The organism is Mesorhizobium sp. WSM3862 (genome assembly GCF_002294985.1).
Lineage (GTDB): Bacteria > Pseudomonadota > Alphaproteobacteria > Rhizobiales > Rhizobiaceae > Mesorhizobium.
This window is the reverse complement of sequence record NZ_NSGE01000008.1, coordinates 45,585-59,806: the sequence shown is the minus strand read 5'-3', so window position 1 is coordinate 59,806 and position 14,222 is coordinate 45,585. Positions and strand designations below refer to the sequence as shown.

The 14,222-nt window shown below is 64.8% G+C and carries 13 protein-coding genes; 7 read left to right on the top strand and 6 right to left on the bottom strand.

Annotated features, from left to right (window positions below):
- The first annotated feature begins 352 nt into the window (after positions 1-352).
- Complete coding sequence (locus CK224_RS23075; RefSeq protein WP_066992923.1) at positions 353-1,753, top strand: sensor histidine kinase; 1,401 nt, start codon at positions 353-355, stop codon at positions 1,751-1,753.
- Positions 1,750-2,394, top strand: a complete 645-nt coding sequence (locus CK224_RS23070) for a response regulator transcription factor (RefSeq protein WP_066992920.1) — start codon at positions 1,750-1,752, stop codon at positions 2,392-2,394. Before CK224_RS23075 ends, CK224_RS23070 begins: the two co-directional genes overlap by 4 nt.
- Positions 2,395-2,563: 169 nt before the next feature.
- On the opposite strand, the gene CK224_RS30880 is transcribed toward CK224_RS23070, so the two are convergent.
- From CK224_RS30880 to CK224_RS23055, 3 genes are all read right to left on the bottom strand, one after another.
- Positions 2,564-3,076 carry a hypothetical protein gene (locus tag CK224_RS30880; RefSeq protein WP_141245852.1) on the bottom strand — a complete coding sequence of 171 codons (513 nt, stop codon included), beginning with the start codon at positions 3,074-3,076 and terminating at the stop codon, positions 2,564-2,566.
- A gap of 592 nt (positions 3,077-3,668) precedes the next feature.
- Positions 3,669-4,247 carry a hypothetical protein gene (locus CK224_RS23060; protein ID WP_348628407.1) on the bottom strand — a complete coding sequence of 193 codons (579 nt, stop codon included), beginning with the start codon at positions 4,245-4,247 and terminating at the stop codon, positions 3,669-3,671.
- Positions 4,248-4,492: 245 nt separating this feature from the next.
- Positions 4,493-5,377, bottom strand: a complete 885-nt coding sequence (locus CK224_RS23055; protein WP_095783347.1) for a DMT family transporter — start codon at positions 5,375-5,377, stop codon at positions 4,493-4,495.
- A gap of 574 nt (positions 5,378-5,951) precedes the next feature.
- On the opposite strand from CK224_RS23055, the gene CK224_RS23050 reads away from it, so the two are divergent.
- The 4 genes from CK224_RS23050 (at position 5,952) to CK224_RS23035 (ending at position 11,122) form a co-directional block, all read left to right on the top strand.
- Positions 5,952-7,103: an acyltransferase gene (locus tag CK224_RS23050; RefSeq protein WP_095783346.1), complete on the top strand. Its 1,152-nt coding sequence runs from the start codon at positions 5,952-5,954 to the stop codon at positions 7,101-7,103.
- Positions 7,100-8,215: a glycosyltransferase gene (locus tag CK224_RS23045; protein ID WP_245426134.1), complete on the top strand. Its 1,116-nt coding sequence runs from the start codon at positions 7,100-7,102 to the stop codon at positions 8,213-8,215. The genes CK224_RS23050 and CK224_RS23045 overlap by 4 nt, the downstream gene beginning before the upstream one ends.
- A 112-nt stretch (positions 8,216-8,327) precedes the next feature.
- A complete protein-coding gene (locus CK224_RS23040) occupies positions 8,328-9,353 on the top strand; it encodes a glycosyltransferase (RefSeq protein ID WP_095783345.1) in 1,026 nt (341 codons plus the stop codon).
- On the top strand, positions 9,350-11,122 hold the full coding sequence (locus CK224_RS23035; protein WP_245426131.1) for an ABC transporter ATP-binding protein: 1,773 nt from the start codon (positions 9,350-9,352) through the stop codon (positions 11,120-11,122). The genes CK224_RS23040 and CK224_RS23035 overlap by 4 nt, the downstream gene beginning before the upstream one ends.
- A 232-nt stretch (positions 11,123-11,354) precedes the next feature.
- Here the strand turns inward: CK224_RS23035 and minE are convergent, their stop codons facing one another.
- The 3 genes from minE to minC all read right to left on the bottom strand — a co-directional run bounded on the left by minE (position 11,355) and on the right by minC (position 13,411).
- Positions 11,355-11,627, bottom strand: coding sequence for a cell division topological specificity factor MinE (gene minE, locus CK224_RS23025; protein WP_042638296.1), 273 nt, complete (start codon positions 11,625-11,627; stop codon positions 11,355-11,357).
- Entirely contained in the window at positions 11,624-12,439 is an 816-nt protein-coding gene (minD, locus tag CK224_RS23020) for a septum site-determining protein MinD (RefSeq protein WP_095783344.1), read from the bottom strand. Before minD ends, minE begins: the two co-directional genes overlap by 4 nt.
- 108 nt (positions 12,440-12,547) lie before the next feature.
- Positions 12,548-13,411, bottom strand: coding sequence for a septum site-determining protein MinC (minC, locus tag CK224_RS23015; RefSeq protein WP_095778967.1), 864 nt, complete (start codon positions 13,409-13,411; stop codon positions 12,548-12,550).
- A 542-nt stretch (positions 13,412-13,953) separates the two neighbouring features.
- Here minC and CK224_RS23005 point away from each other — a divergent pair.
- Positions 13,954-14,163, top strand: a complete 210-nt coding sequence (locus CK224_RS23005) for a cold-shock protein (RefSeq protein WP_066992896.1) — start codon at positions 13,954-13,956, stop codon at positions 14,161-14,163.
- Positions 14,164-14,222: the final 59 nt, after the last annotated feature.

Here is a 14,222-nt window from a genome sequence, read left to right as displayed (position 1 = left end):
GCAGACCCAGAAAACTCAAAATGGCGATCACGATGACGATAGCACCTACGATCCAGATGATGTTGTTCATGGTCCTCTCCACATGTCAGCGGTCAGGAAACGCGCCTGCCAAGGGGGCATAGGCCGAAGTTTCTTTCGGGAGCCCTCGCAAAGACCTCAACACTTAGAAACTGCTAATGTTCCGCCCGCATCTGAGCCGGGGGCCGGACTAGGCGTTCTTGGCACCTGCAAGCGGTTTCTGCAGCCTCGACGGCCGCGCTGTTAACCGCTCGCCTGAAGGCCGGACCAAGGTCGGTGTCGCAATTGCCGCGGCTGGCCTATACTCTTTTTCGTGGTGGGGTGAATCGCGCGTATGGTCAGGGAGACCTTGAAGCGACCTGTGCAAATCTGGAGCGGGCTGTCGCTGGCCTGGCAGTTTGTGATTGCCGGCGGCATCGGGCTTTTGGCGGTGATGCTCGTGGTTGGCCTCTGGGTGACGTCGCAAATCCGCGAAGGCGTGATGCACAACTCCGCCACCACGACGGCGCTCTATGTCGACAGCGTGATCGCGCCGCTGCTGCCGGACCTGCGCAAGAGCCGCGAGCTCGACGACACGGTCAAACGGGCGCTGGACGAGACGCTCGGCCAGGGCGCGCTCGGCAAGAGGCTAGTGTCATTCAAGCTGTGGCGGCGCGACGGCACGGTGCTTTACGCCGATAACTCGAAGCTGATCGGCAAGACGTTTCCGCCCAACCCCAATCTGATCTCGGCCTTTGCCGGCAATGTCGTGGCGGAATTCAACAACCTCGCCGACGATCCTGAGACCAGCGAAGAGAAAGCGGTGACCGCGCCGTTGTTCGAGATCTACAACCCCGTGCGCGAACCCTGGTCGGGCGAAGTGGTGGCGGTGTCGGAATTCTACGAAGTCGCCGACGATTTCCAGGAGACGCTGAACTCAGCGCTCAGATGGACCTGGCTGGTGGTGGCCGGCGCCACCGCCGCCTCGCTGGCGCTGCTGTCGGGCATCGTGTTTCGCGGCAGCCGCACCATCCAGACGCAGCGTGCCGCGCTCGAAGCCAAGGTCACCGAGTTGCAGGAGGCGCTGGCGCAGAACTCGTCGCTACGCCAACGCGTGCAGCGCGCCTCGCGGCGAGCCACTGCCATCAACGAACGCTACCTGAGGCGCATCGGCGCCGACCTGCATGACGGCCCGGCGCAGCTGGTGGCGCTTGCCGCGCTCAGAATGGACAGTCCGGTGCTGGTCGACCCCGCCACGCCCAAACCGCAGCGCGAGGCGGAAATCGCCGGCATCCATAAGACGCTGGGCGAAGCGATGCGCGAGATACGCGGCATCTGCAACGGCCTGGTGCTGCCGCAGATCGAGACGCAGGCGGTGGCCGACATATTGCGGCTGGCGGTCGCCGAGCATGAGCGCCGCACCGACACCAAAGTGCTGCTGACGCTGCCGGAGCGCTTGCCGGAACTCGGCACCTCGGAGAAGATCAGCATCTATCGTTTCGTGCAGGAAGGACTGAATAACGCCTTCCGGCACGGCAAGGGCAAGGGCCAGCAGGTGAGAGCCACGATGAAGGGCGGCAAGCTTTTGGTCGAGGTGCAGGATACCGGTCCGGGCTTCAATCCTGCGCGAAGCGAAGGCCTCGGGCTTGCCGGCCTAAGGGAGCGTATCGAAAGCATTGGCGGGCAGTTCGAGACGCTTTCGGGGCCGGGGGGAACGAGACTGGTAATCACATTGTCTGTCGAGGAGCAGCCGTGACCGCACCCATCCGCATCGCTATTGTCGACGACCATCCGCTGTTTCGTGAGGGCGTGGCGCGCAGCCTCGGCGAGATCGGCGGCTTCGAGCTTGTGGGCGAAGGCGCCAGCGCCGAGGACGCCGAAAAGCTGGTCCGCGCCAGCGCGCCCGACGTGCTGCTGCTCGACATCAGCATGCCCGGCGGCGGCCTCAATGCGCTGGCCAGCATCCTTTCGGCGGCGCCCGAGCAAAAGATCGTCATGCTCACCGTGTCCGAGACCAATGCCGATGTCGCCCAGGCGCTGAAGGCGGGCGCGCGGGGCTATGTGCTGAAGGGCGTCGGCTCCAAGTCGCTGGCCGAGATCTTGCGCGACGTCGCCAACGGCCAGAGCTACGTTTCGCCGACGCTTTCTGCCCGGCTGCTGTCGGACCTGCTACAGCCCACCAGCCGCAAGCCCGACCCGCTCAGCCAGCTCACCGGCCGCGAGGCCGAGATCCTGGGGCTGGTGGCGGAGGGCCTGAGCAACAAGGAGGTTGCGATGCGGCTGTCGCTGCAGGAAAAGACGGTCAAGCACCACATGACCCGAGTGCTCGCCAAGCTCAACGTGCGCAATCGGACGGAGGCGGCGCTGCTGATGCATGAAGCGAGAGAGAGGAATTAGTGAATAGTGAATGGTGAAGCGCCGGCGCGTTCCATTCGGTGAAGTGCCGTCCGTTGATTGCTATTCACTATTCACCATTCACCGTCCCCTCAAAAGCAAATCACCCCCGCCTCTAAAGGCGGGGGTGATTTGCGAAGGCGCGGGAAAAGGGGGTAGCTTCTCTCGGCCCTCACAAGCCTAGCAGACGGGCCAGATCCTTCTCGGTCGCCCGGCGCTCGACGATGGTGCGGCCTTGCGCATCGCTCATCTCGAAGCGTCCGTTCTCGATCTCTTCCTTCATGCCGTTTCGGTGGATGATGGTGATCCTGTTGCCGTCGATCTCGACTGTGTCGCCCGTCGCCGCATTGACACGGCTGGCGGCCTTGCCGCCGGGGTTGGTGTTGCCTTTGCCGCTGTTGTTGCCAGGACCGGCATTGGCATTGCCGCCACCGGCATTGCCGTTGCCGGAATTGCCGCCAGCGTTTCCGCCGCCGCTATCGCCCCCGCCGCCGTTGCCGCCGCCATTGCCGTTGCCGCCGCCATTGCCGTTGCCGCCGCCATTGCCGTTGTCGGCATAAGCGGTGGCCACCAGGAGCTTGGCGAGGCTATTGGACGTGAAATGACTAGGCGCGGCAAAAAGCGCCAGCGCGGCCGCGGCGCGCAGCGTAAGGCGGACAAACCTTTTTGAGGCGGGTTCGCGCATGCCGTCCTTGGTTCATGCCGGTTCCGCCTCGGCCCTGCCGAAGTTCCGCTCTCAGCCCGCCAAGGCGGAACCGGTGTCTTGACCAGACAAGATTCACGCTTTGGTAAGGTTACGGAAGCGGCCCACGACCCATGCCATGTCCGGTCGGACCTTTTTGCAGTCACTTGGGGACCATTGTCGCACCAGCCGGGAACACAACTAGAGGCTGCGACTGCCGTCGCGTTAACCAAAATCGCTTGGAAAGCGGTTAGCAATTCATTATGACTGTCGCACGCGAGAACGGCGCGGACACTCAACGAACCGCGGCATGCTACGGCGCATGCGCCCTCCTGGGCGGAAAAGCGCCGTAACCTTTGGTTTGCGCATGAATTGTTCCCGGACTGCGGGGGGCATGCGCCAAGAGCCCGCCTTATCCGGCAGCCGTCTCAAGGGCCCCCAAAAAGTACCCCCGCCAAAAGGCGGGGGCAAGGTGAGCAGCGGGAGTTCTGTCGTAAGACGATCAGGACCGAAGAGACGAAGCAAAAGGTGGCAACCTGATTTTGCAGCGCTGGCTTTTGGCCCCTTAAGATCTAATCCAGATAGAACCTCGCTCTCACAAACTCTTCAGGCGATCGAGATCGGCCACTGTGGCCTTGCGCTCGACGATGGTGCGACCAAACTTGTCCTCCATCCTGAAACGGCCGTTCTCGATCCTCTCCTTCATTCCGTTCCGGTGCGTGACCTGGATGCTATTGGCACCGACCTCGACCTTGTCGCCGGTCGCAGCATTCACATGATCATCGACATCGGCGGCGGCGGCAGTGCTCGTTGCGCCCTTGCCTTTGCCGCTATTTCCGTTGCCGTTGTTGCCGCCCGAGTTGCTGTTTCCGTTGTTGCCGCCCGAGTTGCCGTTGCCGTTACCGTTGTTGCCGCCGCCGTTGCCGTTACCGTTTCCGCCGCCGCTGTTCCCACCGCCATTGCCGTTGCCATTGCCGCCTTTGCCGGCATAGGCCTTGGCCACGACGGGACCGTCGAAGGAGAGATGAAAAGGCGCGACAACAAGCGCCAGCGCAACAAGCGCCCGCAAGACATGCCTGCAGCCCATGCGCGATACGCGCATCCCAATCTCCCCTTGCCAGCCATCCGACCCTTCGGCCGAACTACCCCACCGGCAATGTCGCAACATCAGCATCCCCAATCAACCCGTCGTGGGGAAGTGGCCCACGACCCTTGTCTTGCTTTTTCAGACCTTTTTCGCAATGAAATCGGACCTAAGTCCTATCTCAACCAACAGATGTAGTCGGACGCGGCTGCGCACGGCTTTTTTCAGGCGTGAATGAGCGCGTTTCGCTGAAACGAATTCGAGCGACGCGCTTCGAGTCTTTTGTTCTCATGCTCTCCCAAAACGGCGCGCCCTCAGGCGACATGCATTGATCCTCAACAGGGTGACGGAACCGGCGCTCTCGCCGTTACGGCCGCGCCGAACGCGGCGGCAATCACGGCGCCAATACCGGCGCATTGCAAAACGCTCAAGCTCTCGTGCAGGAAGAGAAACCCTGTAAGCGCGGCGCCTGCGGGTTCCAGGCAGACGATCATGCCATAGACTTTCGCCGGCATTCTGGCGAGCACTAACATCTCCAGCCAGAAGGGCAGCGCGCTGGAAAACAGCCCGACAACCGCGGCCCCCATGACATGCGGGTCGGTGAGATAAGGTTCGGCTGCGGTGAAGCCGAAAGGCAGCGCGACGAGCGCGGCGATCGCCATGCCATAGGCCGAGGTGCGGGCGCCAAGCTCGGCGCCGGCCTTCTGCGCGAAGATGATATAGAGCCCCCAGCAGGCGCCGGCGGCAAGCGCAAGCAGCACGCCGATCGGATCGAGCCCGCGGCTGATATCGGCGAACGGCGAGAGCAGCACGATGCCGGCGACGGCAAGCACCACCCAGACGAGGTCGAGAAGGCGCCTCGAGCCGAGTGTGGCGACAAAAAGCGGGCCGGTGAATTCGAGCGCCACGCAGATGCCCAGCGGAATGCGCTCGAGCGCGGCATAGAAGAGCAGGTTCATCACCGAAACGGTGACGCCATAGGCGGCGAGCCAAGGCAATCCCTTTCGCGTCGGCAGCACTTTCCATGGCCTGAGCACTGCCGCCAGCATCAACGCGCCGATGACGAGCCTCAGCATCGTTGTGCCCTCGGCCCCAAGGACCGGAAACAGGCCCTTGGCGAAGGCGGCGCCAACCTGCACCGAAAGGATGGCGCTGAGCAAGCCAAGCACGGGCAAGGCCCCCAGCGGCGCCTGCGGTGTTGCGATCGGCGTCGACGTCACTTCTCCTCCATCCCCCGCGCCCCGGTCCGTGGTGGAGATAGAGACTGGCGTTTCCCTTGTCTTAAGGCAACGGAGCCGGATGGTTGGACAAGGCCTCTCGCGACTGGTTTGCTGCGCCGCACAAGACTTTGAAAGTCAAAACAGTTTTCACAACGCCGCTTAGCAATCTTCAGCTAAGTGAGGCGTTACTGTAAATACAGGCCGAAACACGCGCTCCGGTTGCAGCGAAAAGCCCCAACATCCTTGGCGATAAATACTACCAAAGCCGGACCAAACGCCCCTGCGTATATAGGACCATAGGCCAAATCGCCCGCGGACAACTTTGTTCTGCAACCTTCCCGATCACAGCTTTATTTCAAACCCGTAAGCATTGTGTGTTGCGCCGCAACATAAGCCGAGACAGATGTTAACTAACATGGGCAGTGGAGGATGCCGCTACGTTGAGCCGAATGGGCATTCCGCTGATAGCCAAGGACGGCACTCTCGCCCCGGACGGAGATTCGTCGACAGGCCGAGCCGGCGTGCTTTGCAGGTCCAGCGCAGGATCTTACGGCGGAGCCGGGGGACCCCGCCAATGACAGGTCAGCGCGACATCCAGCTTGATGCAGTGCGAGCTGTAGCCGTCACGCTGGTGCTTTACGCGCATTTCCTTGCGCCGAACGGCACCTCCTTCCTCGGCCATCTCGGCGTGCGGCTGTTCTTCGTGCTCTCCGGCTTCCTGATCACCCGGCTTTTGCTGGACGCGCGTGAGAGCAACGCATTCGCTTCCGGGCCAGCGCTGCGCGCCTTCTACGCCAGGCGCATAATCCGGATTTTTCCGCCTTATTTCGCGGTGCTGGCCCTGGTCTGGGTCACCAATCTGGAAGAGTCCAGCTCGTCGCTTGCCTGGCATGCGCTTTATCTCTCGAACTTCTGGTATGCGCTGCGCAACGACTGGAACCCCTGGCTCCTCTGCCATTTCTGGAGCCTCAGCATCGAGGAGCAGTTCTATCTCGTCTGGCCGCTGATCGTGCTGCTGGCGCCGCGCCGGCGTATCGAGGCGATCACGATCGGCGTCATCCTCTTCTCGTTCGCCTACCGCTTCTACTGGCCGCTCACCGCCAACCCGGCGCTCGCCCGGGACCTGTTGCCGCCGGCCTCTATGGACGCGCTCGGCTGCGGCGCCCTGCTTGCCGTTCGCCGCGCCAGGGGCGCCGATGTGCCGCGCTGGATGCGGCTCGGCTGGCCGGCTTTCGCGGTCGTTTTCCTGCTCGTCGTCTGGTCCGATCCGGGACCGGCGAACTCGGCATGGGAGTGGGGGCACTGGGCGCTGGTGCAGGTGCTGCCGCTGGTGCCGCTGGTGGCGATCGTCGCCGCCTGCTCCAACGGCCTCGGCGGCAGGCTCGGCAAGCTGGCCGAACTGCCACCGCTGCTTTTCCTCGGCCGCATCAGCTACGGCGTCTATCTCTACCACCCGATCCTTCTCGCCTACGCCGTCAAGGCGCAGCCCTGGATCCCGCTCAACGTCTCGGAGCAAGGGCCTGGCCGCTTCCTTGTCGCAGGCGCCGCCACGCTGCTTGTCGCCTCACTCTCCTGGGCGCTGTTCGAAAAGCCGCTCAACAGTCTCAAGCGCTATTTCCCCTATGTCGCGCGGTCGCGCGCGGGCATGGCGGGCGAGACAAGCTGGATAGGCCCGCCGGCCAGCGTGTCCGCGCTGGACCTGCAGCAAACCGAGGCGCGGCGATGATGGCGAGCGCCACTCCCCTCATCTCCGTGCTGCTGCCGGTCTACAATGCCGAGCCCTATGTCGGCGCTGCAATCCAATCGATCCTGCGGCAGGATTACAGCCGGCTCGAGATCATCGCCATCGACGACGGTTCGACAGACCGGTCGCTGGAAATCCTCGACCGCTGCCGCAAGGCGGACAGCCGCGTATCCATTGTTTCGCGCGAGAACCGCGGTCTCGTCGCCAGTCTCAATGAGGGGCTGGCGAGCGCGCAAGGCGAGCTCGTCGCGCGCATGGACGCCGACGACTTCGCCTATCCCTGGCGGCTGTCGCGCCAGGCGGCGCTGTTTGCAACGCGTCCCGAGATCGGCTTTTGCGGCTCGATCGTCGACATGCTGGTGCGTGGGCGTATTGCGCCCGGCAGGCTCGACCCGGTGTTCCGCCTCGACCTTGCCGTGCTCGCGAAGTTCTTCACGATCTTCATGCACCCGACCGTGGTCTACAACCGCCGGGTGATCGGAGAGGCCGACCTTCATTACGACGCCGCCTACCGGCATGCCGAGGATTTCGACCTCTTCCGCCGGCTCGCCGACCGTTATCCGGCGGCCCTGATGGAGGAGAGGCTGCTGGTCTACCGCGTGCATTCCGGCAGCGTGACCAGCCGGCATGTCAAGGAGATGCGGCGCACGCATCTCCGGATCGTCGGCGAAAACCTCGAGCGCGAGGGTCTGACGGACGATACTAGGAACCTGCGCGCCATCGGCGATCAAGTCTCCTTCGCGACGGTGGCCGGGGCAGCGGCCTTCATCCGCGCGCTGGAAGAGCGGATTGCCGCGCTGCCCGCGGCGGTGCGCCCGAGCTTCGAGGCCGGTGCGCTCAACCTCTTCTATTTCCTCTACCAGCTCGTCAACGACGAGGAGCAACCCGCGCTCACGCATGAGCTTTTGACGCTTTCCGCGAAATGGAACGCGATCCGCCGCCGCGAGCAATATGCCTTGCGCCCCGGGGCCTGGGCACCGTGGCTCAGCCAGGCTTCGATGTGGGCCGGCAAGCAGGCCGACAGGCTCGCCTACCGCTTCAAATCCACGCCGGCGGCATCGGTGCTGGCGCCTTACAGGATGGAGGCGGCATGAGCAGCTTTGGCCGCGTCCACTCGCCGGCGGTGGAAATCGGCGAAAGCCGGCGCGACAGCCAATCTCCCCTGACAAGCGGGGAGGTCAGCAGCCTCAGCGCTGAGCCCTCTCCATGAACGACGCGCGCCATCCCCTGCCCCGGCACCCGGCCCTGCCCGCGCCTCCCTGGCCCAGGCAGCGGCCGCAGGTCTCCTTCATCGTCTGCACCCGTGACCGCGCGGCGGTGCTTGAAGCCTGCATCGATTCGATCCGTGCCGCCTGTCTTGCGCATCCCGCCTTCGCCGCCGAACTGGTGGTGGTCGACAACGGCTCGCGCGACGGCACGGCGGAATATCTTTCCCGGATCGCCGCGAGCTCCGACATTCCACTGACGGCGATCTCAGAGCCGCGGCCCGGGCTGGCGGCGGCGCGCAATGCGGGGCTGGCGCGGGCGCGCGGGCGCGTGCTGGTCTTCATCGACGACGACTGCAGGCTCGACCGCAACTACCTCGCCGATCTCCAACGGCATGATGCAAGCGGCGAGAAATGGCTGATCCGCGGCGGCCGCGTCGAGCTCGGCGATGCGCGCGACCTGCCCTTCACCATCAAGCGCTGCGACGAGCGCCAGCGGCTGACGCCCGCCGTGCATCCGGGCGGCTTCGTGCTCGGCTGCAACATGACCATGCATCGCGACGTCGCCGCTCGCATCGGCCCCTTCGACGAACGCTTCGGCGCCGGCGGGCCGCTGCGCTCGGCGGAAGACACCGACTACCTGGTGCGCGCCATGCTCGCCGGCATGGCGGTGGAATATGTGCCCGACATGACGATCTTCCACCACCACGGCCGGCGCGGCCGCAAGGCGATCGATCGGCTGCACCGCGACTACCATTTCGGCAATGGCGCGCTGTGTCTCAAGCATTTCCGCCGCGCACCATGGCTGCTTCGCCATTTCTATTGGGCGGCGCGTGCCGCCACGCGCGAGCTGATCGGCGGCCCGCGCTTCGACCAGGATCTCAGGCTCTCGCACTGGCCGATCGTTTTGATGAACCTCGCGGGCGCGGCGAAATTCATGACGCTCGTGCTGGCCGGCCGGCCCGATCGGCAGCCGCCGCACGCTGAGGAAGCCGCCGAGGTCAGCGCGGAGGCCGGCGCGCCATGAGCGGGCATCCGACACCGGCGATGCTGCGGCGGGCGCTCGGCCGCCGTCAGCTCGGCCTGCTGCCCGTCGTGGTCGCGCTCGGGCTTGCCAGTGCTGCGCTCGAAGGCTTCGGCATCGGGCTGATCATTCCGCTGCTCGGCATCATCATGGGACATGGCGAGGCGACCGGCATGGCCGGCCTTTCCGCCCTGCTGCAGAAGGTCGGCGCCGGGCTCGGCGAGCGCGAGCGCCTGATCGCGATTTCGGCCGCGATCCTCGGCTCGATCCTGCTCAAGAACCTGCTTGCCTTCGCCAATGCGGTGCTGACCGCGCATATCTACGGCAAGGCCGGCCAGTCGATCCGCGGCGCGCTCGCCGAACGCCTGCTCAGCGTCGGCTATCCGTTCTTCTTGAAGGAGAGCCCAGGGCGGCTGCTCAACATCATCTCCAACGAATCCTGGCGGGCGTCGGACGCCATGCAGGGGATGCTGGGCGCGATCGTCAGCGCCTCGGCGGCGGTTATCCTGCTTGCCTTCCTGCTGCTCTTATCCTGGCAGATGACGCTGCTGGTGATGCTCGGCCTGGCGCTGGTGCAAGCGGCACATATGGCGCTGTCGGCGCATCTCAAGGGCCCGAGCCGCAGCGTCGCGGCCCGCAACAGCGCTTTAGCCTCGCAGATGCTGCACCTGGTGCATGCCGGCCGTCTCATCCGGATCTTCGGCCAGGAGGCGCGCGAGAAGGCCGCCTTCGAGAAGGCATCGGACAGCGTGCGGCGGGCGGCCTTCACGCTTTCCAGTCGCCAGGGCGCGCTGGCGCCGCTCACCGAAGTGCTGCACGCCGTGTTGTTCCTGGCGGTGGTGATCGGCGCCTGGCTTGCTGGCCTGAGCTTCCCGTTGGTCGCCGCCTTCCTCATCCTGCTTTACCGCCTGCAGCCGCATGTGCGCGCGCTGCAGATGACCTGGAGCCAGCTGCAGGGGCTTTCCGGCTCGCTGGAGGAGGTGAGCTGGCTGCTCGACCCCGAGGGCAAGCCCGTGCCGCCCACGGGCAGCCGCCCGTTCGCGGGACTCGGCGAGAAGATCGCCTTCGAGGGCGTCAGCTTCAGCTATGCCAATGAGGAGCAGCGCGCGGCGGTGCTGCATGCGGCGAGCTTCGACATCGTGAGCGGCCGCTCGACGGCGCTGATCGGCCGCTCCGGCGCCGGCAAGACGACGATCGTCAACCTGCTCTGCCGCTTCGTCGAGCCCGATGGCGGCCGCATCCTCGTCGACGGCGCGCCGCTCGGCGAGATCGACCCGGCCCAATGGCGGGCGCATATCGCTCTGGCCAGCCAGGAGCTGGAGCTGGTCGACGGCACCATCCTCGACAACATCACCTACGGCAAGGACACGGCCAGCGCGGAAGAGGCGCGCCGCGCGGCCAAGCTCGCCGAGGCGCATGGCTTCATCGAGACGCTGCCGCAGGCCTACCAGACGGTGGTCGGCTATCGCGGCGTCAACCTGTCGGCCGGGCAAAGGCAGCGCATCGCGCTGGCGCGAGCGCTGCTGCGCGACCCCGACATTTTGATCCTCGACGAAGCCACAAATGCAGTGGACGGGCTCTCGGAAGCGGCGATCGTGGAAACGCTGAAATCGCGCGCCGGCCGCCGCACCACGATCGTCATCAGCCATCACCACTCGACCATCGCGTTCTGCGACGACCTGGTGATCCTGGAGCATGGGCGGGTGAAGAAGCAGGCGCCGTTCGCGGAACTGGCGGCGCGCAGCATGGATGAGCTGTACCAGCCGGAGTGAGGGCTTTCTTTGCGAGGGAAGTGGCGAAGGTTGGCGCGACACACCCCCCTCTGCCCTGCCGGGCATCTCCCCCGCAAGGGGGGAGATTGGCAGCTCCGGCTGCCGCGCTCTTCCTGCTCCGTCGGAAGTTGGCGAAAGCGGCGACGACATCTGATCTCCCCCTTGCGGGCCCTTGCGGGGGAGATGTCCGGCAGGACAGAGGGGGTGCTGTCCCGCCGGCGCTAAACCAGCTTCACCCCGCCATCGCCAGTGGCGCGGCGCTCTTGTTGGGGATCTGGATGTCGATCTCCAGCGTCGACATGGTGGCGCCGCGATCCATCGAGACCTGGAGATAGTCCTGGTCGATCTGCACATGCTTGGCAATGACGGCCATGATCTCCTCGCGCAGAATGGAGACGAGGTCTGGCTGGCCACGGCTCTGGCGTTCATAGGCGAGCAGCAGCTGCAGCCGCTCGCGCGCCACAGGCGCACTGGTGCGCCGCTTGAAGAGGTCGAGAATGCTCATGCCGCCCTCCTTCCGAGAAGCCGTTCGAGGAAACCCTTGCGCTCGAAGGGGACGACCACCGGCAGGTCCTCGCCTTCCAGGCGCCGTGCCGCTTCGAGGTAAGCCTTGGCGGCGATGTTGATCGGCTCGCTGAGCGTCACCGGCGCGCCGAGGTTGGAGGCCCTGAGCACATCCTGGCTTTCCGGGATGATGCCGAGCAGCGGCGTCGAAAGGATCTCCAGCACGTCGTCGATCGACAGCATCTCGCCGCGCGAGGCGCGCGCCGCGTCATAGCGCGTGACCAGCACGTGCTTCTGGATCAGCTCGCCCTGCTCGGCCTTCATGGTACGGGCGTCGAGCAGGCCGATGATGCGGTCGGAATCTCGCACCGACGACACTTCCGGGTTGGTGACGATGACCGCCTCGTCGGCGAAGCGCATGGCAAGCTGGGCGCCGCGCTCGATGCCGGCCGGGCTGTCGCAGAAGACATAGTCGAACACCGAGCGCAGCCGGGCGATGACTTCGGCAACGCCCTCCTCGGTCAGCGCGTCCTTGTCGCGCGTCTGCGAGGCCGGCAGCAGATAGAGCGTCTCCAGCCGCTTGTCGCGGATCAGCGCCTGCGACAGTTTTGCGGTGCCCTGGATAACGTTGACGAGGTCGAACACCACGCGGCGCTCGGCACCCATGATGAGGTCGAGATTGCGCAGGCCGACGTCGAAATCGACCAGGGCAACCTTCTTGCCGGTCTTGGCCACGGCAGCGCCGAGCGCGGCCGTCGAGGTTGTCTTGCCGACGCCCCCCTTGCCCGAGGTGACCACGACTACCTTGCCCATATATCCAGCCTCCGTTGGCGATTTTTATTCTCTGGCCGTGCCGGGCACGGCGGACTCATGAAGGACAATGGCACGCGAAACCGGTCCGAAGCTTGCGCGGCCAAAGACTCAGCCGAGCGGCACCACGCACAGCGCATCGTTTTCGAGGAACGCCTGCACCGCCTTGCCGCGCGAAACACCTTCCATCTCCTCGGCCGTGGTGTACCAGCCGTCGACGGCGAGCAGCTCGGCCTCGTTCTTGCGGCAGAAGATGCGCGCCGATGTGTTGCCTTCCGAGCCGGCGATCGCCCGACCGCGCAGCGTGCCGTAGACATGGATCGAACCGCCGGCGACGATTTCCGAGCCGGACGCGACGGAGCCCAGCACGATGACGTCGCCATGCGGATGAAAGACCGACTGCCCGGAGCGGATCGGCGCCTTGATCATCAGGGTGCCGGCGGAAGGCTCGTGCCGTGCCGGTGCAGCACCCTGCCCCGACCCGGCCGGTTCCGACTTGGCTGCTTCGGCGGCTCGCGCGTTCTGCGCATCGAGCTTCGCCAGCTCATCCTGCGGCGCCCTCATTTGCCCCGGCTGCACGTCCTCGACCGTAGCCGTCTCGACCGTGATCTCTTCCGCCTTCGCCTTGCGCGCGGCCCTGCCCAGCAACCCCTCGGCGGTCGCCTCCTTGGCGCCGGCGAGCAGCGGCGGCAAATCGGGGCCGAGCTCGGCGCCCTCGAGCTCGATCGCGTAGACGCGGATGCCGCGCCGGGCGAGCGTGCCGACAAGCGCTGCGATCTCCTCCGGCCCCGGCTTCAAAGTGTTGAGATCCAGCACTACCGGGCGGCCATTGAAATAGCCCGGCGAGTTGCCGATCCAGTGATCGAGCCCCTCCAGCCACTCGTCGATCGGCGCCTCCGGCGTCAGCGTGAAAGCGACGAAGGAGCGGGCGCGGAAGCGGATGGATTTGTTGTGCAAAGGGGCGGCGAAGGTCACGGCCAGACGAATCCTTACTCAATGGTTAAAGGGTGCCGGGCGAATGGTTAACAAAAGGTTAATTTTGCGGGTGGCGGCCGCTGAGGAACTGGCGCGGCTAAGTTTTGTGGCGGGGTGGTCACAGTACCCGCCGCAGCGTCTATCCAGCACACAATTCGACACATGGCGTGAGCCGGCAGGGAACGCTCAGCGGGGCTAGCGGGCCAACAATCGGCTGGGCATTTCGGTTCTTGTCGGCGAGGGATAAAGATCTGTATCTCGGCGCTTTCATCGGCGCCGGGCGGAAGCCCGCTATAGGAGTCGGGCGGCAAGCGCAATTAGTCGCCCGGAAGCTTTTCAGGACAACGGCCTTCGATAATATTATTTCGCCTCGCCTTGTCGCCGCTGCGGTTAAGCGCTATGTTTTTCAAATCGAACTTGTTGAACGAATGTTGTTTCTGCGCCTCGGCGCCCTGACGATCTTCCCTCTCAATTTCGAAGACTGCGACGTTTGGCACGCAGCCAGGCGGCGATGATTTGCGTCGATTTGAAAGGAAAATCGTATGACTACTGGAACCGTGAAGTTTTTCAACGCCACGAAAGGCTTCGGCTTCATCGAGCAGGGCAATGGGCAGCCGGACGTGTTCGTCCATATCTCCGCCGTCGAGCGCGCCGGAATGCGCTCGCTAGCGGAGGGCCAGAAGGTGAGCTTCGACATCGTGAAGAACCAGCGGAACGGCAAAAGCTCGGCGGAGAATATCCAGGCGGGCTGATGCCGTGCATCCATGGCCTTTGACCGCGGATGTACCGGCATTGGCCTTGGAGCACTTTG